The following is a 21391-nucleotide window of genomic DNA, read 5'->3' as shown; positions in this document are numbered from 1 at the left end:
CTAAAAAACGGCCTTTATCGGCCGTTTTTTAGTTTAGATTCATGCCTTTTTAACCTGCGGCTATTGCACACTCACATTCGTCAGATAAGCTTTTTGCGCTTGGTGTATTTCACTGACTTCGCCTACTACCTCAAATGATTCATTTAACCGAATATCATCTGAAGCGCTGCCTATCATCAGGTTTATTTCGCCCGGCTCAACCACAAAACGCATTTGTGCATCGTAAAATGCCAGTAAATTGACTGGAAGTTCAAAGGTGACCTTTTTGCTTTCTCCGGCTTTTAGTGCCACGCGTTTAAAGCCTTTTAGTTCTTTTACAGGCCTAGTCACGCTAGAAAATACATCGCGAATATACAGCTGTGCGACTTCCTCGCCATCCACATCGCCGTTATTGGTCAAGGTAAAGCTTGCCGTCACCGTGCCATTCGCTTTGGCATTTGAGGCATCAACGGACAAATCACTATAGTTAAACGTGGTGTAACTTAACCCGTGCCCAAAGGCGAAGGCAGGTGCTGTGTCACCAAAAATATAGCCGCGCTTAGCGGAGGGTTTGTGATTGTAAAAGACTGGCAGTTGGCCAATGGTTTTTGGCAACGTTAAGGGTAACTTGCCGCTTGGGTTTACATCACCAAACAGCACATTCGCCACGGCGGTGCCGGTTTCTTGGCCTAAATACCAAGCCTCAATGATAGCGGGAGCGTCTTGGTATAAATTACCTAAGGTAAGGGGGCGACCATTAGAAAGAATTAACACTGTAGGAGTACCCGTGGCTAACACTGCTTCTACCAAGGCATGCTGCTTGCCAAGTAAATTTAGCGAGTCTCGATCCCCTAAGTGATTTTCCGCCCAGGCTTCTCGTGAACTGCCTTCGTTTGAACCAACCACAACAACAGCAACATCACTGCGCTTAGCCAGTGCTACAGCATCATCGATTAGCGCCTGAGCGTTGCTTAGATCAGCAAGCTTCATGTTTTCTTTGTTCCAGCGTTCTTTTGAGAAACTCTGGGCTTTTACTGATGCAGGTGATGGGTCTTGAATGTCTTGGGTGATAAGTGCACCGCGTGAAAACTCAACCTTACTATCTTTACCTAGTTTATGACGCAGACCATCCAAAATGGTCACTGTTTGACGAGGAATATCGCTGTATCCCCCTAACAAGGTTTCATCAGCGTGAGGGCCTATGACGGCGACGCTTTTTACCTTGGTTTTGTCCAAAGGTAATACACCGTCGTTCTTCAATAATACCATGGCTTTTTCAGCGGTGGTTTGTGCTAAGTTACGGTGAGCTTGACTGCCTACTATGGCGTCGACCGCAGTTTCATCAGTGTAGGGGTTTTCGAACAACCCTAATTTGAATTTTTCGCGGAGAATACGTGCCACGGCAGTATCTATTTTTTGCATTGAGACTTTTTTATCATTCACTAGTTTTTCAAGCAGTGGAAAAGCGTCGCGATCTGGCATTTCCACATCAACCCCGGCATTGAGTGCCATGATTGCTGCGTTTTCTTTACTGCCAGCTAAGCCATGGCGGGTGATGAGCTCATTAATTGCATAATAATCACTGACTAATAAGCCATCGAAACCCCATTCATCGCGCAGAATATCGGTTAACAACATCTTGTTAGCGTGAGAAGGAATGCCATCTATCTCGTTATAGGACGCCATTACGCTACCTACGTGTGCAAGTTCAACCGCAGCTTCAAAGGGAAATAAAAAGACTTCGCGTAATGCACGCTCGCCAATCGGTGCAGGCGCGATGTTCAAACCGCCTGTTGGCTGGCCATGTCCTGCCAAATGTTTAAGTGTGGCCATGACGCGGTTTTCTGGAATGTTTTGTTCATCACCTTGAAAGCCTTTCACGGCTGAGACACCCAGCTCGGCGATTAAATATGGGTCCTCGCCCATGGTTTCCTCGATACGTCCCCAGCGTGGATCACGGGCGACATCAAGGATTGGCGTCAGGGCTTGGTTGCCCCCTCGGGCACGTACTTCTTCAGCACTGGCTTGATAGATATCGTGAATTAGCGCTGGTTCCCACGTACTCGCCATGGCGATGGCTTGCGGAAAGCTGGTGGCCTCACTGGCGGCGTGCCCGTGTAACGCTTCTTCATGAAAAATAGCTGGAATGGATAAACGCGTGTTGTCGATTAACCACTTTTGGATCGCATTGGTGTATTTCACTCCCTCGACTGGGGAAAGATCTTCACTGGGCCGAGCAATGTGGCCAACACCTAAAGGCAGTATTTTTTTTGCCATATCTGCTTTAAGTGCACCTTTTGGCCCTTTTAGTTCTCTTCCTTCATGCCATACAGTTTGCAATTGGGCGACTTTTTCTTGCAAGGTCATCTGGTTTAATAAATCACTTACCCTTTGCTCGGTAGGCAAACTCGCGTCTTGGTAATCGCTGGCGGCAAGGCCATTAAATGCTAAGGAGGCGAAGCCCAGCGCTAGGACGTTTTTAAACGAACACATTCTCATCTCAAATCCCTATTTGTCACTGAAAGTAATGGGAGACGATACAGGCACATTTTTATTGGCCTAATATCCCATGCTATTGACTAGTGTAACGAGATGAAATCATAATGGTCATTGTGACAATTTGTAAACCAATTATTATATTTTAGTAAAGTTGCCTTATTTGGTCGAAATATAAACAGATGTCTAATTGTTTGCTGATTGTTAATAAAATGATTTTGTTTAAGATGCACCTTGATGCATTGATCTGAGAAATTTTAGAGTTTGGGGAAAACCGATTGGATAATAAAAGTAACGAGTCATCCAAGCCACATGTGATCGATTCCTTGTCAGTTGATAATGTGGTGCTAGGAATAGAGAATGGCCGTTTGATGGTGTTAGCCGCGAAATATAATACCGGGTTAGCACAAGGACAGTGGGGGTTATTGGGCGGCTGGGTTTCCTACGACGAATCAATTGATGATGCAGCAAAGCGCATACTGAAAATGATCACTGGTGTCGACGACATGTACCTTGAACAATTTCGTGCATTCGGAGAAGTAAAGCGCTACCCAGCAGAGCGGGTGGTGACCATTGCATACTATGCTTTGGTGCGTCCTGATTTGTATAAAATGATGCCCGGCGGCACCGCATCTCACGTTGAATGGCGTGATGTGCATAAGTTACCAAACTTAATTTATGACCATGGTGATATTGTAAAAGCGCTTTTATCTCATCTTAAAAACAAGGTTCGCCATGAACCTATCGGTTTTAATTTATTACCCGAAAAGTTCACTCTTTTACAACTGCAAGAAGTGTATGAAGCAATCTTAGACGTCAAACTCGATAAGCCAAATTTCAGACGTAAAATTCTGAAAATGAACCTTTTGATTGATTGTGAAGAAAAACAACAAGGCGTAATGCACCGCGCGGCGAGCCTATATCGATTCGATATGGTGGTGTATCAAAAGTTGTGTGAGCACGGATTTAACTTTGAGTTTTAACCGCGGCCAGATTGCGCTTTTTGGTTCGGGCTTTACTATTTTTGTCATTGCTAGAAATTTGCATGGCATGCGCTAGACAGGGATAATTACATATGGTTAACATGACTATAACTAATTTATAGTAGGATATTAAAGTGCACACACGTTATTTACCTCTACTGGCCTTAGGTGCCGTCATGTTGTCAGCTTGTACAGAACAAGTTAGTCATAAAGAAGAGGCAAGAGATACCTTGCAAGTCCCAGCTAAGTCGAACGCAGACGCAGCGCAACAACGAGAAGTGAAGCAAGTAGGCCAAAAAGGCTTAGATGAATATGGCTCTAAATCTTTGCCTCTGGTAACCAATATATATACTGCAGACCCGTCTGCTCACGTGTTTGACGATAAGCTTTATATTTATCCATCACACGACTATGAAGCGGGTATTCCACAAAACGACAACGGCGATCATTTCGCTATGTGTGATTATCACGTTTTATCCATGGCCGAAGTTGGTGGTGAGGTAAAAGAGCATGGTGTGGCGTTGTCTGTAGACCAAGTACCATGGGCGGGTCGCCAAATGTGGGCGCCTGATGCAGCCACAAAAGACGGTCAGTACTATCTTTATTTCCCTTTGAAAGACAAGCAAGACATTTTCCGTATTGGTGTAGCCATTAGTGATTCTCCGGTTGGGCCGTTCGTACCCGAGCCCGAGCCAATGGCCGGTAGCTTTAGTATGGACCCTGCAGTGTTTGCGGATGATGATCAGCAACATTACTTGTTTTTTGGTGGCATATGGGGAGGGCAATTACAACGTTGGACAAAAGGCGAGTATAGCCAGCAAGACGACTATCCGGCTGACGATGCACCGGCATTAATGCCCAAAGCAGTGAAGTTAAGTGACGACATGCTGTCAATGGATGGTGAGCCCCAAGACATTATGATCCTTGATGAAAGCGGACAGCCCATTAAGCAAGGCGATTTAGATCGTCGTTTCTTTGAAGCTGCTTGGGTGCATAAATACCAAGGGAATTATTACCTGTCTTATTCGACCGGGGATACCCACAAAATCGTTTATGCCATGAGTGAGAACTTAATGGGGCCGTACACATTTAAGGGGGTGGTGCTTGACCCCGTCGTCGGTTGGACCAATCACCACTCTATCGCTGAATTTCAAGATAAGTGGTACTTGTTTTATCACGATAGCACGCTATCAAAAGGGCAAACCCATTTACGTAGCGTGAAGATGGCACAACTGAAATATAACGATGACGGCACGATCGTGCCTTATCAGGCTTACTACAAGTAACAACATGATGGCCTGAACTATGTTCAGGCTTTGTGCTAATTAGCGCCGACCAAGAGTTAACGAATAAAGCAAATAATGGCTTCTGTTTGGCGTTCTCACTAGAGATAAATAAGAGGAATAGATTTTGTCTCATAATAACGAAAATACACTGATGATTATTCTTGTCAGTTGCGTGGCGACCATAGGTGGCTTCTTGTTTGGCTTTGATAGTGGCGTAATAAACGGCACAGTTGATGGCCTACAAAGTGCTTTTAATTCTGATAATGCAGGAACCGGCTTCAATGTGTCGAGTATGTTACTAGGCTGCGCGGTGGGGGCATTTAGTGCTGGCCGCTTAGCCGATAGATTCGGACGCCGGCCTTTGCTTATCACTGCCGCAATATTCTTTATTATCAGTGCTTGGGGCTCAGGTATTTCAACGTCATCTATGGAGTTTGTCGTCTATCGTATTTTAGGGGGCTTAGCCGTAGGTGCGGCATCGGTAATGGCACCTGCATATATTAGTGAGATTGCGCCAGCGCGCTTTCGTGGTACGTTGTCGTCAGTGCAGCAAGTGGCCATTATTTTTGGCTTGTTCTCGGCCTTTGTGAGTAACTACTTTTTGGCTGATTTCGCGGGCGCTTCTACCGCTGAATTTTGGATGGGATATCAAGCTTGGCGCTGGATGTTCTGGATTGAGTTGATCCCAGCGACTCTTTTCCTGGTCGCTTTGATGTTTATTCCTGAAAGTCCTCGTTATTTGGTTATTAGTAACAATACTGAAAAAGCCAAACGTGTATTGAACGCTCTGTACGGCGATGCTCAGGGGCAAAACAAGCTGACTGAAATTGAAGCATCTCGTGAAACAGACGAATCGAAACCGAAATTAACCGACTTAATTGATAAAGTTAGCGGTAAAGTTCGTCCGATCATGTGGGTTGGGATCGGTTTGGCGGTTTTCCAGCAATTAGTTGGGATCAACGTCGTGTTTTATTATGGCGCTGTTTTGTGGCAAGCGGCTGGTTTTTCAGAGTCTGATGCGCTGATGATTAACGTTATCAGTGGCGCGGTCAGTATCGCCGCTGTATTTGTCACTATGTCACTTATTGATAAAGTTGGTCGTAAGCCTTTCCTTTTGATTGGTTCTATCGGTATGACGTTAACGCTAGGCACTATGGTTTATGTATTTGCTAACTCTGGCTTGGATAGTAATGGCAACCTGAGTTTAGGCGATCAAGGCGTAGTAGCATTGGTTGCAGCCAACGCCTATGTGTTTTTCTTTAACTTGTCTTGGGGCCCAGTGATGTGGGTAATGTTAGGAGAAATGTTTCCGAATCAAATTCGTGGCTCTGGGTTAGCGGTAGCAGGCTTTGCCCAGTGGGGAGCAAACTTCATTGTGACCTTTACCTTCCCGGTATTTCTGGCTTCTATTGGGCTTGCAGGGGCATACAGTATTTATGCACTTGGTGCGTTGATATCTATCGTGTTTGTGTACAAATTGGTAGAAGAAACCAAGGGCAAAGAGCTAGAAGAAATGCACGGTTAACGCAATACACCTTGTACGAAGGCCGCTTCTTATAGCGGCTTTTTTTCGCCTGTCATTTGACCCACTAATAGGGTTATACCAATTTCATTAAAGTTAAGGCTAAGCTTTTACGTGAGTCTCGCTTTGAGACCCTATGAGTCAGGCTTTACAGAGTTTTGTACTTATTTTAACTATTACTATTACCTAGCCTCGTTAGCTGCAAAGCGATGCGCGGGGTGTATTAGGCCTGCGGACAGTGGTAATAACATGTAATAACGCATATTGCTTAGCGTATAGCGTTTGTTGTTTATCACTGTTATAAGCACAATAAAGCGAACGAGAGACAAAAAAAATGCCTAACTAATGTTAGGCATTTGACGTTAAGCGCATTAACAGGACGGGCGCTTTTAAACGGCTCACACATATCTAAAGGGCGAATAAGAGTGGCACTCGCCCTTCAAAGCGTATTAGCCATAAAGAACGTTATTGACTTTGTTCTCTAACAGTTCTTGCTGACCACTAACATGTTGCGGCTGCAGGTCTTTATCAACGCATAGGTTAGCTAATGACTCGAGGGTAAACTCGCCCCCTTGAATACCTTTACCTAACTCCCCGTTCCAGCCAGCGTAGCGTTTGCTTACGACTTGACCAAGGAAGTCATTTTCGATCATCTGCGCGGCTTTTTTCAGGCCCATAGCAAGATGGTCCATACCGCCAATGTGAGCAATAAACATATCTTGTGGATCTGAGCTTTGGCGACGTAATTTGGTGTCGAAGTTAAAGCCACCAGATGTGAAGCCACCCGCTTTAAGAATTTCATAAATGACCAATGATAATTCTTCAACACTGTTCGGGAATTGATCCGTGTCCCATCCTAGTTGAGGGTCACCTCGGTTGGCGTCGATGCTACCAAACAAGCCGAGCGATATTGCCGTTGCCACTTCATGCTGGAATGAGTGGCCTGCTAAAGTGGCATGGTTCGCTTCAATGTTCACTTTAAATTCGTTTTCTAACCCGTACTGCTTCAAGAATCCGTACACCGTAGCAGTGTCGTAATCGTACTGATGCTTAGTGGGCTCTTGTGGCTTAGGCTCTATCAATAGCAATCCTTTAAAACCTATCTTGTGCTTATGTTCAACCACCATATTCATGAAGCGACCAAGTTGTTCACGCTCTTGTCGTAAATCGGTATTGAGTAAGGTTTCGTAACCTTCACGGCCGCCCCACAGTACGTAGTTTTCGCCTCCTAAACGCTTGGTTGCATTCATGGCGTGCATGACTTGAGTCGCACCATAAGTGAATACTTCAGGGTTCGGGCTAGAAGCCGCACCACTGGCGTATCGTGGATTACTGAATAAATTCGCTGTACCCCAAAGTAACTTAAGGCCAGTTTCTTCTTGTTTAGCTTCAAGAACATCCGTCATTTGGGCAAAATTATTGATGTACTCTTTAATTGAATTACCTTCTGGTGCCACATCAACGTCATGAAAACAGTAATAAGGAATATTCAATTTCGAGAAAAACTCAAACGCTACGTCAGCTTTTTCTTTTGCGCGTTGCATGGCGTCGCCAGCTTGTAACCAAGGACGGTTGAACGTGCCTGCACCGAATACGTCTGCACCATCCCAACAGAAGTTGTGCCAATAGCATGCCGCTAAGCGCAGATGCTCTTTCATGCTTTTACCCAATACCATTTCTTCTGGGTTGTAATGACGAAATGCCAACGGGTTGTCTGAACTTGTACCTTCAAATTGTACTTTTGGGATATTCTTAAAATACTCAGCCATGAGGCTCTCCTAATTAATGCTGATAATGACGCTTTGTGTTCTTCATCATCACAAGTGATGAATGGCACAACAATTACGTTTTTTAGATTAACTTTTGTGAATTGTGGGTTTTAAAAATGTCATTAGGCGGGATATACCACGCCATAATGGGCTATATAAATTTACTCGTTGCCTGGTATAAAGCTGAGAACGTTGCACGACGCGTGGTGTAAATGTCTGCTTTATCTCGATTCGGCTGATACACAGAATCAAGCGTCGGTTGAGGGCAAATTTGTTCGATAGGGGTGTTTGGCTGCGTCGCGAGTTGTGCTAGGCGCGCAGCTCCCAAACCTGGCCCTACATCGCCACCTTGACGATAGGTGACTGGGCGCTGCAATACATCTGCGATAAGTTGTCGCCAGTAAGGGCTTTTTGCCCCGCCGCCAATTAAGGTGATTTCATCCACTTCAACGCCCGAGGCATGCAAGGCATCAACCCCGTCTGCAAGCCCAAACGTGACGCCCTCTAACACACTATGGGTTAAAGCCGCTTGGGAGCTTGAATGGGTCAAACCAAAAAACGCCCCGCTGGCGTTAGGGTTATTGTGTGGTGTACGTTCACCGCTTAGGTAGGGTAGAAACAATGGGCCGTTGAGGACATCAAGCATGTTGTCTTGCTTTGCTTGCTCAAGCTCGTTGAGTAGAACGGAAACCTCTGTCTTGGCGACTTGCTCGCTATACCATTGTAGACAGCTCGCAGCGCTCAACATAACCGACATCAGGTGCCAGGTGCCCGGCAGGGCGTGACAAAAACTGTGCACGGCGGACTCTGGATTACTGCGAAACCCTTCACTGACTGCAAAGTAAACTCCGGATGTCCCAAGAGACAGCATTGCCTGACCAGGTTTAACGATCCCCACGCCGATGGCACCGGCAGCGTTATCACCTGCCCCTGCAACTAAGGGAACTGGGTTCATGTTCCAGCGCTTGGCAACGTCATCAGCCAAAGTACCCGTTATTTCATTTCCTTCGAATAAAGCAGGCATGTGTGATTCGTTTAAACCACAGGCTTGTAGCATGTCTTGATGCCAGCAGCGCTTATCTACGTCTAACCACATGGTGCCTGCTGCATCTGACATATCAGAGGCGAACTCTCCACTAAGCAACAAACGTAAATAATCTTTGGGTAACAGCACTTTATCGATTTTTGCGAATACCTCAGGCTCATGTTGTTTTACCCACAACAATTTAGGAGCAGTAAAGCCAGGCATAATAATGTTGCCCGTTATTTCTCGTGCATTAGGCACTTGCTTTTCAATTTCAGCGCACTGTGCTTCACAGCGCCCGTCGTTCCATAAAATGGCAGGGCGAAGCACTTGTTGCTGTTTATCAAGTAGGGTAGCGCCATGCATTTGGCCGGCAAATCCAATTGCCTTAACAGCGGATAAGTCGTGCTGAATATTAAGTTGGTCCATGGCGCTACAAAAACCGTTCCACCAATCTTGTGGATTTTGCTCAGACCACAAGGGCTGTGGTCTGGATACTTCAAACGCGCTGGTTGCGCTATCTACGATTTCACCGCTGCTGTCGGTTAACACCAACTTGATGCCAGAGGTTCCTAAATCAACACCTAAAAACATGGGGATACCTGTCAAATAATGAGTTTGGCAAATACTAGCAGAACGATTAAATTAAACTGCAATGCAGGTAATAACGAAATTTAATAACGAAATTTCGTAACACTCTTAACGAGTAATGTAGTAGTTCCGTGATACTGGCTAATGCACTATATGAGCGGACAGTAAGAGAGATTAGGTGATATATGTTTCAAGCGAAGCACAGTATTAGTTTGTTATTTAATGCTAACAAAGTATACGACCGCCAAGTAATAGAGGGGATCGGACACTATTTGCAATCTTCAAAAGTAGACTGGGATGTATACTTGGAGGAAGACTTTCTAACACGGTTAGATCATATTGAAGATTGGGGCGGGGACGGCATCATTGCTGATTTTGATGACCCTTCTATTCAGAAGATGCTAGTGAACAGCAAAATTCCAGTTGTTGGGGTTGGAGGCTCGTATTCTAAAGAAGAAGACTACCCGGACGTACCCTACGTCGCCACTGATAATATTGCTGTGGTACAAGCCGCATATGAACATTTAAAAAAGAAAGGCTTAGAACGCTTTGCGTTTTATGGCTTGCCCAGTGACAAAGACCATCGTTGGGCAGTTGAACGGGAAAAGGCGATCACCAAACTGTGTGAGGCTGACGGCTATGAGTGTTCAATTTATCGTGGCCATCCCACTCGACCAGAAACGTGGCAGTACACCATGAACCGCTTATCAGATTGGCTTCAAGGCTTACCAAATCCGGTGGGGATAATCAGTGTGACAGATGCGCGTGCCAGGCACCTACTACAAGCTTGTGAACATATCGGCAAACTTGTGCCAGATAATATATCCATCGTCGGCATAGATGATGATGACATTGCTCGCTACCTTAGCCGTATTAGTTTGAGCTCAGTCACGCAAGGCTGTTTTGAAATGGGTTTTCAAGCAGCGAAACTACTGCACAGGCGGTTAGAAAATAGTCATTTGAAAAATAAACGCGTTCTAGTGCCCCCCGCAGGGGTGTCGGAGCGACAATCTACTGATTTTAAAGCCCTTAATGACCCTTATGTAATCCAAGCTATGCACTTTATTCGGCAAAATGCTTCAAGAGGGATAAAGGTAGACCAAGTATTGGATTATGTAGGAGTTTCACGTTCAAACCTAGAGCAGCGTTTTAAAGATGAAAGAGGGCATAGTATTCACACGGAAATCCACAATGAAAAACTGGATAAAGCCTGTGAAATGTTAGTAAAAGGCAGTGCGTCAACTACGGAAATTGCGGCCCTGTGCGGATACCCTTCTTTGCAGTACATGTATGCGGTGTTCAAAAAACATTATGCCAAAACCCCCCGAGAATACAGAGAAGAGCACAGTCTTTAATACCTATTCCAATAGATAATTAACCACTTAGCGAACATTTAAAAAGGGCTTAACCACAAGCCTTAACGCATTATTGTGCGTGTTGTGATAAAGCGGAAACAGGTTGTATTGTAGGATATAGCAAACGCGGCTAGGGACTGTCAGCGTTTGCTCTTTTTACTTTCTTGGCTGGTAAGTACTTACTGAACATATCTTCGAGAGAAACAAGCTTTAAGGGTTTAGTTAAATATTCATTCATACCAACTTCTTTAGCCTGCACAAAATCTTCTTTCATAGCATTTGCAGAAAGACCACAAATGATCAAATCAAGTAACCCTTGCTGACGTATTTCCTTAGTAGCCTCATAGCCATCCATGACCGGCATCTGAATATCCATTAGCACTAGATCATAATGTGCAGAGTTAATGACTTTTGTTACCGCTTGCTGGCCATTTTCGGCAATATCGAAGGTAATCCCTAATACGCGCAGCATTTCACCCGTTACAACCTGATTGATACTGTTGTCTTCAACTAAAAGTACATGCCCGTCATATTCTAGCTGTTCTTTAAACTGTGGGCTGGGGATATCAGACACGAACTTATCGTCATTTAATAAAGCATGAATATAGGAAATTAATTGACCGGGCGTAAATGGGTGAGTTAAACAGGCGAAACTCCATATGTTGATCAGTTTTTGCGGTAAATTGCTCGGCTGGGTGTCAGTAATAAACCCTACATTTCTGCTGTCATTTTTCAAACGCTGTAGGGACGTTCCTATGGCTTTATGTTCGTCTAGATCAGCAATATCGATAATAACGATATCGCGGTCAGTGATTTCATCGAGCATTGATTCCAATTGCATATGAGGAAAGTGATGGTACTCCATCGCCACATTAGCAAAGTATTGCTGTTCAATAAAACCTTTGCGCGTTTTACTAAAATAATAGAGCTTGCGCTTCAATTGGGGCTCAATATAAAAAATATGCTGCTCGTTAGACTGTGAAATCAAGGTGAATGATACTTCAAAGGTACTGCCTACATTCACTTTTGACTCAGCGGTGACTTTGCCGCCCATTAGTTTGACTAACTGTTTCACTATGGTCAGGCCTAAGCCCGTCCCACCAAAGTCTCGACTAGTGGAGCCATCGGCTTGGGTAAATGATTCGAATACTTTATCCAATTGCTCTTTGGACATGCCTATGCCGGTGTCTTGCACCCGAGCTCGCAACAGCAACTTGTTGCTATTAGGGATGATGTCGTAGGTCACAGAGATAGTCACTGAGCCATTGCGCGTAAACTTAACGGCATTGCTCGATAAATTAAGTAACACTTGGCTGATCCGCAACGGGTCGCCGATTAGCGTTGGCGGAATATTTGGATCGCAGATAAAGCGCACGTTTAAGTTCTTTTCTTGTGCTCTGGCCGAGATATTCGTTAATAGATTAGCAAATACCGAATTCAGTGAAAACTCTACTTGCTCAATGTCCAGCTTGCCAGCCTCTACTTTTGAGAAATCTAATATATCATTGATTAAGCTCATTAATATCTGGCTAGAGTAAACCACTTTGTTGAGATGCTGGCGTTGGGTTGAGGTTAATTCGCTTTTCATGACTACATCTAATAAACCAATAATGCCATTCATTGGTGTACGTATTTCATGACTCATGTTGGCCAAAAACATGCTTTTCGAGACGGTCGCTTGCTCAGCCTTATGTTTTGCTTCCACTAGTTCTGCATTCAAGGTTTCTTGTTCACTGTTAAGCCGCTGAGCTTCTAATAACAAGGCCGTTGTTTGCTTATTTTTTTCATGAAAAACATCGGCAGCATTGGCGAGTTGGCCGATTTCGTTTTGCTGAGTAATACCCGGAATAGCGTCTACGTCTTCGCCTTTCGCAAGCTTTTTGAATACTTCAGTAATGGTATTGATAGGTAGCATGATGCGAGATGCTAAGAAGTACGCTGTAATGCAAGCTAGTAAAATACCAATAATAGAGAATAAATCACTGCTGATTTGATTGTTCTCTATATTGCTTTTCACCTGTTCATTGGTATCGCCGAGCTTTGATGTTACGAGGCGGTTAAGCTCCCGCGCCATAAATAAGAATTCGTTAGCAGAACCTGCCATTACGACGTTGACCAAAAATAAATAGCCACTGGTCACGTTGGTTAGTTGCAAAAATTCACCTTCAATCTTATCCAACTTGTCAATTTGAGCGGCATATTCTTGTTGCGGCTGCGCTTCTTGAGTAAGCAATGCTTTAGCCTGGTTCAACCCGTTGCGAAAATCGTCAACTAGTTGGTAATCTGGTTTGAGCAAGTATTGATACGTTACATTCTCAGCGCGGGTGATGTGGTATTTAGCCCCCTCTACTCTAGGCGAAGTTGAACCCTCGTTAGTGGATAAACTAGACAGGATTTCATTAATATCGACCGATAAATGTTTATTGAACAGAGTATCGCGTTTACTTCGCCCCGCTATAACGTTAGAGAAATTATCTTTGTATTCAGCAATATGGCTACGCATTCTCGCAATAAAGCCGTGATACACATCGACTTGCTCTTCATTGCTGGTCAAGGCTTCGAGTTTGGACAAGTTATCTATCGAGCTTTGAATGAGAGAATTAAAACGAGTAATGGCCGACTTACTTGCGGAATCTTTGTAAATCAACACGTTGCGCTGTAAATCTAATACATCACGCTCTAATTCGCGAACCAGACTGACCTTAATGACGGCTTGATGGGTCAAATCTAAGCTATTAACAAATGTACTTTGATTGCTGCGCGTAACAAATACTTGTGAAACAAGCAGTAGAATCAAGATGACAGAAACAAGCAGTATTTGGGCTTTAAGGGTTTTAAACACGTGTAAACTTCTCTGCCATAATTATGAACTTATAAATTCATACCATTTTTGCAAGGTATAATCGTAGGTTGGCATGGCGGTATTCCATACGGCGACATTACTAAAGCGATCCGTATAGCTTCCCCCCGAGCGCACCTGACCCCGTTGGACTGATATATTGCCATCAGGTCCTTTCAGTGGTTGGCCCGCTGGTTTGCCATTATACCAATAGTCCCACTCACTTTGCTCAAGATAACTCGAAGAGCGCTGTGGATTAGATATGTAATATCCCTGACGAGCAATGAAAGCGCCAGGCCACCCAGAGAGCCACCAATTCATGTATTCATAAGCCATGTCTTTCCTTCGGCCTTGGGAGCGCGACGACAAACACATCACGCCATGCCAGCCTCGGTATCCTTCTTTTGGTGCTGCGAACGTAACGGGAACGTTTTGACCATTGAGAGATGATACCGCAGGTGAAAACATACTTTCGATATTCACGCGACCAGTGCGCATAAAGTCCACTGATTCGGGGACTGAATTCCAAAAGCCACCAAAATGCTGTTGGTGTTTTAAATCTATTAGCAAATCAAACAAACGATCGAGTTCATTGGTTGTTATATTGCCTATATCGGCAAACTTGAGCATGCCGCTAGCGTCTGCTGCGAGGGCTAAATCAAATAATCCAATAGTTGGGTCGTTAATAATACCGACTTTTCCGCGGTATTTTCTGTCTAGTAGCCAGCCCCAGCTCTCTGTTTTGTATGCTATACCTTTGTCAATTTCATTGGTGTTATAACCGAACGAATCCACGTTGTGAACATAGGGAAGAAAGCTAACTTGACCGGTTTGCTCACTGCCAAGCGTGCCGTCTTTTTGAATATTTACAATTTTAAAGGGGGCATCGCCTGCACCATACTTTGCTGATGGCGTGACCTTGCCAGTTTTACACAAGGAATTAATTTCATCCCACTGCGCGATACGTTTTGTTTCAATGGGTTGAATTGAGCCGTTTCGCCAAAGCGGGCGAATGCTATTAGACCATTGCTCATAAATATCAAAGCTTTCAGGTGCCAAAAGCCCGCGCTGAAGCACCCCAGGACTGCCTTTAGGCTCGAATTTAATATCGATACCAAGATCGCTCATGGCGCGTTGGCGCAACGGTTCTTGTAACGTGACGTGGGTGCCTAAAACACGTAAAGTCAGTTTATTGCGAGCAAAAACGTAGGGTGCATGCAGGATAGAGGTGCCTAGCGCTACACCTTTAGCAATGGTTGTTATTGTGTTCCGTTTTGATTTATCGACCGGTAACGTGTCTACTGGTGATTCCATTTTACACTGCTTATGCATGTTAGCCTCCGATTGGAGATTAAACAGTAAGTGAGAACGACAAATGACGCAATGTTATCTAGGCATAACTTTGGTCTAAATTTTTCCTATTCAGCGTAAAATTTATGTTGAAACTTAAGGACTTGCTGGTCTGTTCCGTCATTTATGTTGACGGTAATGCGGAAGGTTTCCTGATCACTAAAAGGCAATACCGCTATGTAATAAATGGCATCTCCTTCACTGACCTCTTTGAACGTTAGACTTTTGCTAACGCCAAGTAAGTTGCGTGCAGTACCTGTTAATACAGCGGATTGGGCTTTTTGATCCGCTTTGTTCAGCACTGAGATGTTAATTACGCCATTATATTTGCTGCGCACTATTGAGTAATGTTTAGCAATATCAGGGGTAATAAAAGTGCTATTAAAGGCGATATAATGCACATCCCACTTACCCAACGTTTCTTTTTGCTCTGCCACAGCCATTGCCGAGAAGAGTAGGTTGGCAAGCAGCATTAAGCTGCCAGCCATTAACGAGCGTTTAGAAATAACCAAAGACATCACCCAATAGCTTTTGTAAAAAGATGATCACTAAAATAACCACCATAACGGATAAATCTAAACCGCCTAGACTAGGCAGACGCCGTCTTATAGGGGCGAGCAGTGGTTCAGTCAATTGTCCTAATACCATATCCATTGGGTTGTAGCCTTGGCTTACCCAGCTCATGATGGCGCGAATAATCAACACCCACATCATCAGCGAAAGCGCTTCTTTGACCACTAAATAAAATGAACCAATTACTAGCCCTAAAGGATTAAAACTTGTGTTACTTATCAGTAGGTTTAATGCGACTATTTTTAAACCGGCCACTAATAGCGCTAACACTAAGGTTGCGGTGTCTATCCTACCGATGGAAGGAAGTACCCTACGCAGTGGCCCAACAATGGGATGAGTGGCCTTGACCACAAACTGGCTAAATGGGTTATAGAAATCCGCTCTGGCTAATTGTAACCAAAAGCGCAGCAGCACTACCATTAAGTACAATTCGAACAGGGTACTGACTAAAAACTGTATCGCGCTCATAGATATAAGTCTTCCTAAAAACTAATTAAAACAATTTGGCCATTTCTTCGGCTCGGGTAACGGCCGCTTGCATAGCGCCAGATACCAATGTATCGATACCTTGATCTTGAAAATGCTCCACGGCTTTCGCAGTGGTACCACCTTTTGAAGTAACTTGGGCACGCAATTCACTTATTTCAAGTTGCGGATTGTGACAAACCATTTCTGCAGCACCTAGCATAGCTTGCTGAACAAGTAAGCGTGCGGTTTGGTGATCAAACCCTTGGCTTTCAGCTTCTTTTTGCATCGCTTCTAAAAAGGTATAAAAATAGGCTGGGCTGCTACCTGCGGCGGCAATAACGCCGTTGATCAGTGATTCTTTATCAACCCAGGCAATTTCGCCTACTTGAGCCATCAAATCACCTGCATAGTCTCTATCTTGCTGGCTAACATGTTCAGTGGCATATAGGCCTGTCATGCCTTTTCCCAGAGAGCTCGGGGTGTTGGGCATAGTACGCACTATGTTTGCTTGGCCGCCTAGCATTTCGCCTAAGCGAGAAGTTTCAATGCCCGCTGCGATGGAAATAAATAACTTGCCATCTAAAGAAACGGTGTCTTTTAAATTGGCACACATCTCTTCCATTAGTTGAGGTTTAACGGCCAGTACAATCACTTCGGCGCTTTCTACAGCGTGTTTATTTTGCTGAGTAATCTGAATAGAAAAATCACTTTCAAGGGCTGTTAACTTAGGCATAGATGGATTACTGGCGATGATTTTATCGGCTGGGTAGCCACTGTTACACATGCCACTGATGATGCTTCTGCTCATGTTTCCTGCGCCGATAAAGGCGATATGTCTATGTTGCATAATTATCCTATGTTGTGGTTTTCAAAGAATGAAAATCGACATTGATTGTATAAAATTAAGCTCGATTTTACTGACGGGAACCGAAAATTGCGCTGCCGATCCTAACCATGGTTGAACCGCATTCGATAGCCAATTGCATATCGTTTGACATTCCCATACTTAGGGTATCAATTTGCGGGTATTTTGTCTGTAGTTGTACAAATAGCGCATTCATAGCGGATAAGCTTTTGCGTTGCATTTCTGCATTTTGTTGCGCTTTTGGTATGGTCATCAGGCCACGTAAGGTCAAATTCGGCATGTTACTTATTTGCTCAGCCAGCAAGTTTACATCTTCTGGGGGCACGCCTGCTTTACTGGCTTCGTTGTCGATATTAACTTGAATACATACGTTTAGCTTTTTGTGCGCACTGCGCTGGTCGTTTAAGCGTTGCGCTATTTTGAGGCGGTCTATACTGTGAACCCAGTCAAAGTTTTCCGCCACAGGTCGGGTCTTGTTTGATTGTAAAGGGCCGATGAAATGCCATTCAATATCGTCTAATTCGCTAAGTTGGTGAATCTTGTCTACACCTTCCTGGACATAATTTTCACCGAATAAACGGTGTCCAGCTTCATACGCTTGCACGATATCTGATACGGGTTTGGTTTTGGTTACTGCTAGTAATTTGACTGAATTTGCTGGACGATTAGCTTCACAAACACTCTGGGTGATTGTTTTCAGTGCGATTTTAAGTCGTTCTGCTATTGTTCCCATATTGCAACTTGTTAACGGAGAATAGGCTTTGGATATTACCGAACTTTTAGCCTTTAGTGTCAAAAATAACGCATCTGATTTACACCTATCAGCTGGGCTACCGCCGATTATTCGGGTTGATGGTGAAATGCGCCGATTGAATGTTCCTGCCTTAGATCACAAGCAAGTGCATGGACTAATATACGAAATCATGAATGATAATCAGCGCAAAGAATACGAGGAAAACCTCGAGACTGACTTTTCATTTGAAGTAAAAGACTTATCTCGTTTCCGGGTAAATGCCTTTGTACAAAATCGCGGTGCTGCAGCAGTGCTAAGAACCATTCCCAGTAAAATACTGAGTTTGGATGATTTAGGTGCACCGCAGATTTTCAAGGATATTATCAATCAGCCTACCGGGATTGTATTGGTCACTGGCGCAACAGGCTCAGGTAAAAGCACCACATTGGCAGCCATGGTCGATCATATTAATCGCCACAAGCGCGAGCATATATTGACTATTGAGGATCCGATCGAATTTGTGCACGAAAACAAACTATGTGTCATGAATCAACGTGAGGTGCATCGTGATACCCACAGTTTTAGCAATGCGCTGCGTTCAGCTTTGCGCGAAGACCCCGACGTTATTTTAGTGGGGGAATTGCGAGATCTGGAAACAATCCGCTTAGCGATCTCAGCGGCAGAAACGGGGCATTTGGTTTTTGGCACTTTGCACACCAACTCGGCTCCTAAAACCATCGACCGATTGATTGATGTCTTCCCCGCAGAAGAGAAATCTATGGTGCGTTCGATGTTATCTGAGTCTTTACGGGCGGTTATTTCACAAACATTGCTTAAAAAAGTTGGCGGCGGGCGTGTGGCGGCACACGAAATCATGCTTGGTATCCCCGCGATTCGAAACCTTATCCGTGAAGACAAAGTGCCTCAAATGTATTCTGTCATGCAAACCAGTCAAGCTCATGGTATGCAAACTATGGATCAGTGTTTGCAGAAAATGGTCGCTCAGGGGTTGATTACCAATGAGGATGCAGCTTCGTTATCAATTGATAAAAAGCCTGGTATGAATTTTTAGCCCCATTTGGATAAACCAATAAGTCGAGAGAATTATGGATCTAACCCCTTACTTGCAAGAAATGACAGATTTAGATGCCTCTGATTTGTTTATCACCGTAGGCATGCCCATTAGTGCGAAAATTAACGGTCAACTTACCCCAGTTGGAGGCAGTAAATTAGACGAAGAGAGCGCTTGGGGGTTAGTGCAAGACGCCATGACAGACGCCCAAAAAGAGCAATTTGTACAAACCAAAGAATGTAATTTTGCTATTGCTCGGGAGGGGATAGGGCGGTTTCGATGCAGTGCCTTTTGGCAACGAGATATGCCGGGTATGGTAGTGAGGCGCATTGTGACTGAAATACCCAAGGCTGATGATTTGGGCCTTCCGCCTGTGCTCAAAGACATCATCATGAGCAAACGCGGTTTAGTATTATTTGTTGGTGCAACGGGTACGGGTAAATCGACTTCGCTGGCAGCGCTTATTGGTCATCGTAATAAACACTCCAAGGGGCATATTCTCACGATAGAAGATCCCATTGAATTTGTGCATGAGCACCAAAGCAGTGTGGTCACGCAGCGAGAAGTGGGTATTGACACCAAATCGTTTGACGATGCATTAAAAAGCTCTCTGCGCCAAGCACCAGATGTGATTTTGATTGGTGAAATTCGTTCTATGGAAACCATGGAGTATGCCATGTCGTTTGCTGATACTGGCCATTTGTGCGTAGCGACACTGCATGCTAATAATGCCAATCAGGCGATTGAGCGTATTATGCACCTCGCCCCGCCAGAACAGCATGAAAAACTGCGTTTTGATTTAAGTTTAAACATGCGCGCTGTAATTGCACAGCAGTTAGTGCCCACCGTTGACGGCAAAGGGCGGGTCGCGGCTATTGAAATCTTGTTAAATTCTCCGTTGGTAACGGATTTGATTCAGCGCAACGAAATCGGCAGCTTGAAAGATGCAATGCGTAAAGGCAAAGAGCTGGGAATGCAGAGTTTTGATATGGCGTTATATACCCTGTATCAAGAACAAAAAATCAGTTTAGAACAAGCGATACATCATGCAGACTCACCAAATGATCTGCGCCTGATGATTAAGCTAGATTCAGATCAAGGCAACGCTCTTGGTTCGTTGTCCAATGTATCCATTGACATGGATTAACATGATTTACTTTACTCACGCAGTTTATGAGACATGATGAAACTTTATACCAATAACGACCGCTTTATGGTGTGGCAAGTTAAGCAGCTTCTTGATGAACATAACATTCCATGTTTTATCAAAAATGAATTTGCCAGCGGTGCCATGGGCGAGTTGTCACCTTTAGATTGCCAACCAGAAGTGTGGTTGAACGATGCCAGTTGGCAGCAAAGAGCCGAACTGCTCATTGACCAAATGGAAACCCAGACGTCGATTGAGTGGCAATGCTCAGGCTGCGGTGAAACCAATGGCGGTAATTTTGAGGTGTGCTGGCAATGTGGGCAGGAAACGCACGTTGACCAGTAAGCCTGATAATCACGCTGTAATAGAGCAATTCTTAGACACGATATGGTTAGAAAAAGGCTTAAGCGAAAACACCCTTGAAGCCTATCGTAGCGATTTGACTAAATTCAGCGATTATCTGAATAAACAGCTACCTCATACTCACTTGCTTGATATTCAAACCGAAGATATTAATCAGTACATGGCTCATCGTTATGACAGCGGGTTAACTGAGCGTAGTAGCGCCCGTTGCTTAAGCAGTTTACGCCGTTTTTCTGGTTATATGCTTGCTCACGGCCTGCGTGAAGATGATCCTGTAAGCCGAATGCAAAACCCGAAACTCAGTAAGCCGTTACCTAAAACGCTTTCTGAGCAACAAGTAGATGACTTACTCAATGCGCCGCAAACGGACGACCCGATTCACTTGCGCGATAAGGCAATGCTGGAAGTCTTGTATGCCACTGGATTAAGGGTCACAGAGTTGGTGACTTTACGCGTTGGGCAACTGAGTGTCTCGCAAGGGGTTGTTCGGGTTACTGGTAAAGGGAATAAGGAACGTTTGGTGCCCCTAGGTGAAGAAGCACTAGACTGGTTAAGTAAGTACCTCAAAGAGGCAAGGGGCGCATTGCTGAGAAATGAAAGTGATGTGCTCTTTCCTAGCAATCGCGGCACGATTATGACTCGGCAAACGTTCTGGCACCGAATTAAATTTCACGCCGCACAAGCTAACATTACCAGTGACTTGTCTCCTCATACTTTGCGCCATGCTTTTGCAACGCATTTGTTGAATCACGGTGCTGATCTGCGTGTCGTGCAAATGTTGTTAGGGCACAGTGATTTGTCGACTACGCAAATATACACCCACGTTGCCACGGCTCGTTTGCAAGAGTTAGTAGCAAACCATCATCCTAGAGGGTGATGAGCAAAGGCTAGATTGCGGGTCAATAGTGTGAGTAATTGTGTCGTGCTCTTGGTATCGCTACCATTAGCAGTTAACATTGAGCCACAAAAATGAAAT

17 protein-coding genes are annotated in these 21391 nt (G+C 44.4%); 8 read left to right on the top strand and 9 right to left on the bottom strand.

Annotated features, from left to right (window positions below; translation table 11 throughout):
- Positions 1-60: 60 nt before the first annotated feature.
- Entirely contained in the window at positions 61-2478 is a 2418-nt protein-coding gene (locus tag GCHA_RS03335; RefSeq protein ID WP_318248917.1) for a glycoside hydrolase family 3 N-terminal domain-containing protein, read from the bottom strand.
- 275 nt (positions 2479-2753) lie between these two features.
- Between GCHA_RS03335 and GCHA_RS03330 the strand changes: the two genes are divergently transcribed.
- From GCHA_RS03330 to GCHA_RS03320, 3 genes are all read left to right on the top strand, one after another.
- Entirely contained in the window at positions 2754-3458 is a 705-nt protein-coding gene (locus tag GCHA_RS03330) for an NUDIX hydrolase (RefSeq protein WP_007985014.1), read from the top strand.
- Between the two features lie 134 nt (positions 3459-3592).
- Entirely contained in the window at positions 3593-4744 is a 1152-nt protein-coding gene (locus GCHA_RS03325) for a glycoside hydrolase family 43 protein (protein ID WP_007985013.1), read from the top strand.
- Between the two features lie 124 nt (positions 4745-4868).
- Entirely contained in the window at positions 4869-6269 is a 1401-nt protein-coding gene (locus tag GCHA_RS03320; RefSeq protein WP_008302074.1) for a sugar porter family MFS transporter, read from the top strand.
- 446 nt (positions 6270-6715) lie between these two features.
- Here the strand turns inward: GCHA_RS03320 and xylA are convergent, their stop codons facing one another.
- Positions 6716-8035, bottom strand: a complete 1320-nt coding sequence (gene xylA, locus GCHA_RS03315) for a xylose isomerase (RefSeq protein WP_007985011.1) — start codon at positions 8033-8035, stop codon at positions 6716-6718.
- 151 nt (positions 8036-8186) lie between these two features.
- Positions 8187-9653 carry a xylulokinase gene (gene xylB, locus GCHA_RS03310; RefSeq protein WP_007985010.1) on the bottom strand — a complete coding sequence of 489 codons (1467 nt, stop codon included), beginning with the start codon at positions 9651-9653 and terminating at the stop codon, positions 8187-8189.
- Between the two features lie 182 nt (positions 9654-9835).
- On the opposite strand from xylB, the gene GCHA_RS03305 reads away from it, so the two are divergent.
- The gene (locus GCHA_RS03305) at positions 9836-11005 is read left to right on the top strand and encodes a XylR family transcriptional regulator (protein ID WP_007985009.1); all 1170 of its coding nucleotides are present in this window, start codon (positions 9836-9838) and stop codon (positions 11003-11005) included.
- A 130-nt stretch (positions 11006-11135) separates the two neighbouring features.
- Here GCHA_RS03305 and GCHA_RS03300 read toward each other — a convergent pair whose 3' ends face one another.
- From GCHA_RS03300 to GCHA_RS03275, 6 genes are all read right to left on the bottom strand, one after another.
- A complete protein-coding gene (locus GCHA_RS03300) occupies positions 11136-13847 on the bottom strand; it encodes an ATP-binding protein (RefSeq protein WP_007985008.1) in 2712 nt (903 codons plus the stop codon).
- A 21-nt stretch (positions 13848-13868) separates the two neighbouring features.
- Positions 13869-15176 (bottom strand): ABC transporter substrate-binding protein, encoded by a 1308-nt coding sequence (locus GCHA_RS03295; RefSeq protein ID WP_007985007.1) that lies wholly within the window; start codon positions 15174-15176, stop codon positions 13869-13871.
- Positions 15177-15262: 86 nt separating this feature from the next.
- Positions 15263-15712 (bottom strand): DUF4426 domain-containing protein, encoded by a 450-nt coding sequence (locus GCHA_RS03290; RefSeq protein WP_007985005.1) that lies wholly within the window; start codon positions 15710-15712, stop codon positions 15263-15265.
- Positions 15693-16235: a YggT family protein gene (locus GCHA_RS03285; RefSeq protein WP_007985004.1), complete on the bottom strand. Its 543-nt coding sequence runs from the start codon at positions 16233-16235 to the stop codon at positions 15693-15695. The genes GCHA_RS03290 and GCHA_RS03285 overlap by 20 nt, the downstream gene beginning before the upstream one ends.
- 25 nt (positions 16236-16260) lie before the next feature.
- Positions 16261-17082 (bottom strand): pyrroline-5-carboxylate reductase, encoded by an 822-nt coding sequence (proC, locus tag GCHA_RS03280; protein ID WP_007985002.1) that lies wholly within the window; start codon positions 17080-17082, stop codon positions 16261-16263.
- 67 nt (positions 17083-17149) lie between these two features.
- Positions 17150-17833, bottom strand: coding sequence for a YggS family pyridoxal phosphate-dependent enzyme (locus GCHA_RS03275; protein ID WP_007984999.1), 684 nt, complete (start codon positions 17831-17833; stop codon positions 17150-17152).
- A 28-nt stretch (positions 17834-17861) separates the two neighbouring features.
- Here GCHA_RS03275 and GCHA_RS03270 point away from each other — a divergent pair, with 28 nt between their 5' ends.
- From GCHA_RS03270 to xerD, 4 genes are read left to right on the top strand one after another with little or no spacing between them, the layout of a single operon-like run.
- Entirely contained in the window at positions 17862-18905 is a 1044-nt protein-coding gene (locus GCHA_RS03270) for a type IV pilus twitching motility protein PilT (RefSeq protein ID WP_007984996.1), read from the top strand.
- Between the two features lie 34 nt (positions 18906-18939).
- Positions 18940-20052: a PilT/PilU family type 4a pilus ATPase gene (locus tag GCHA_RS03265; protein ID WP_007984995.1), complete on the top strand. Its 1113-nt coding sequence runs from the start codon at positions 18940-18942 to the stop codon at positions 20050-20052.
- 36 nt (positions 20053-20088) lie between these two features.
- A complete protein-coding gene (locus tag GCHA_RS03260) occupies positions 20089-20397 on the top strand; it encodes a putative signal transducing protein (RefSeq protein ID WP_007984992.1) in 309 nt (102 codons plus the stop codon).
- Positions 20387-21292 (top strand): site-specific tyrosine recombinase XerD, encoded by a 906-nt coding sequence (xerD, locus tag GCHA_RS03255; protein WP_007984990.1) that lies wholly within the window; start codon positions 20387-20389, stop codon positions 21290-21292. The genes GCHA_RS03260 and xerD overlap by 11 nt, the downstream gene beginning before the upstream one ends.
- Positions 21293-21391: the final 99 nt, after the last annotated feature.

This window comes from Paraglaciecola chathamensis S18K6, from assembly GCA_000314955.1.
Taxonomy (GTDB): Bacteria; Pseudomonadota; Gammaproteobacteria; order Enterobacterales; family Alteromonadaceae; genus Paraglaciecola; species Paraglaciecola chathamensis.
The sequence above is the reverse complement of the archived record's forward strand: the minus strand, read 5'-3'. Positions and strand labels throughout refer to the sequence as shown.

Coding starts and splice junctions, on each gene's coding strand:
- GCHA_RS03335 (WP_318248917.1), bottom strand. CDS start 2,478: ATGAGAATGTGTTCGTTTAAAAACGTCCTAGCGCTGGGCTTCGCCTCC.
- xylA (WP_007985011.1), bottom strand. CDS start 8,035: ATGGCTGAGTATTTTAAGAATATCCCAAAAGTACAATTTGAAGGTACA.
- xylB (WP_007985010.1), bottom strand. CDS start 9,653: ATGTTTTTAGGTGTTGATTTAGGAACCTCTGGCATCAAGTTGGTGTTA.
- GCHA_RS03305 (WP_007985009.1), top strand. CDS start 9,836: ATGTTTCAAGCGAAGCACAGTATTAGTTTGTTATTTAATGCTAACAAA.
- GCHA_RS03295 (WP_007985007.1), bottom strand. CDS start 15,176: ATGCATAAGCAGTGTAAAATGGAATCACCAGTAGACACGTTACCGGTC.
- GCHA_RS03290 (WP_007985005.1), bottom strand. CDS start 15,712: ATGTCTTTGGTTATTTCTAAACGCTCGTTAATGGCTGGCAGCTTAATG.
- GCHA_RS03285 (WP_007985004.1), bottom strand. CDS start 16,235: ATGAGCGCGATACAGTTTTTAGTCAGTACCCTGTTCGAATTGTACTTA.
- proC (WP_007985002.1), bottom strand. CDS start 17,082: ATGCAACATAGACATATCGCCTTTATCGGCGCAGGAAACATGAGCAGA.
- GCHA_RS03275 (WP_007984999.1), bottom strand. CDS start 17,833: ATGGGAACAATAGCAGAACGACTTAAAATCGCACTGAAAACAATCACC.
- GCHA_RS03265 (WP_007984995.1), top strand. CDS start 18,940: ATGGATCTAACCCCTTACTTGCAAGAAATGACAGATTTAGATGCCTCT.
- GCHA_RS03260 (WP_007984992.1), top strand. CDS start 20,089: ATGAAACTTTATACCAATAACGACCGCTTTATGGTGTGGCAAGTTAAG.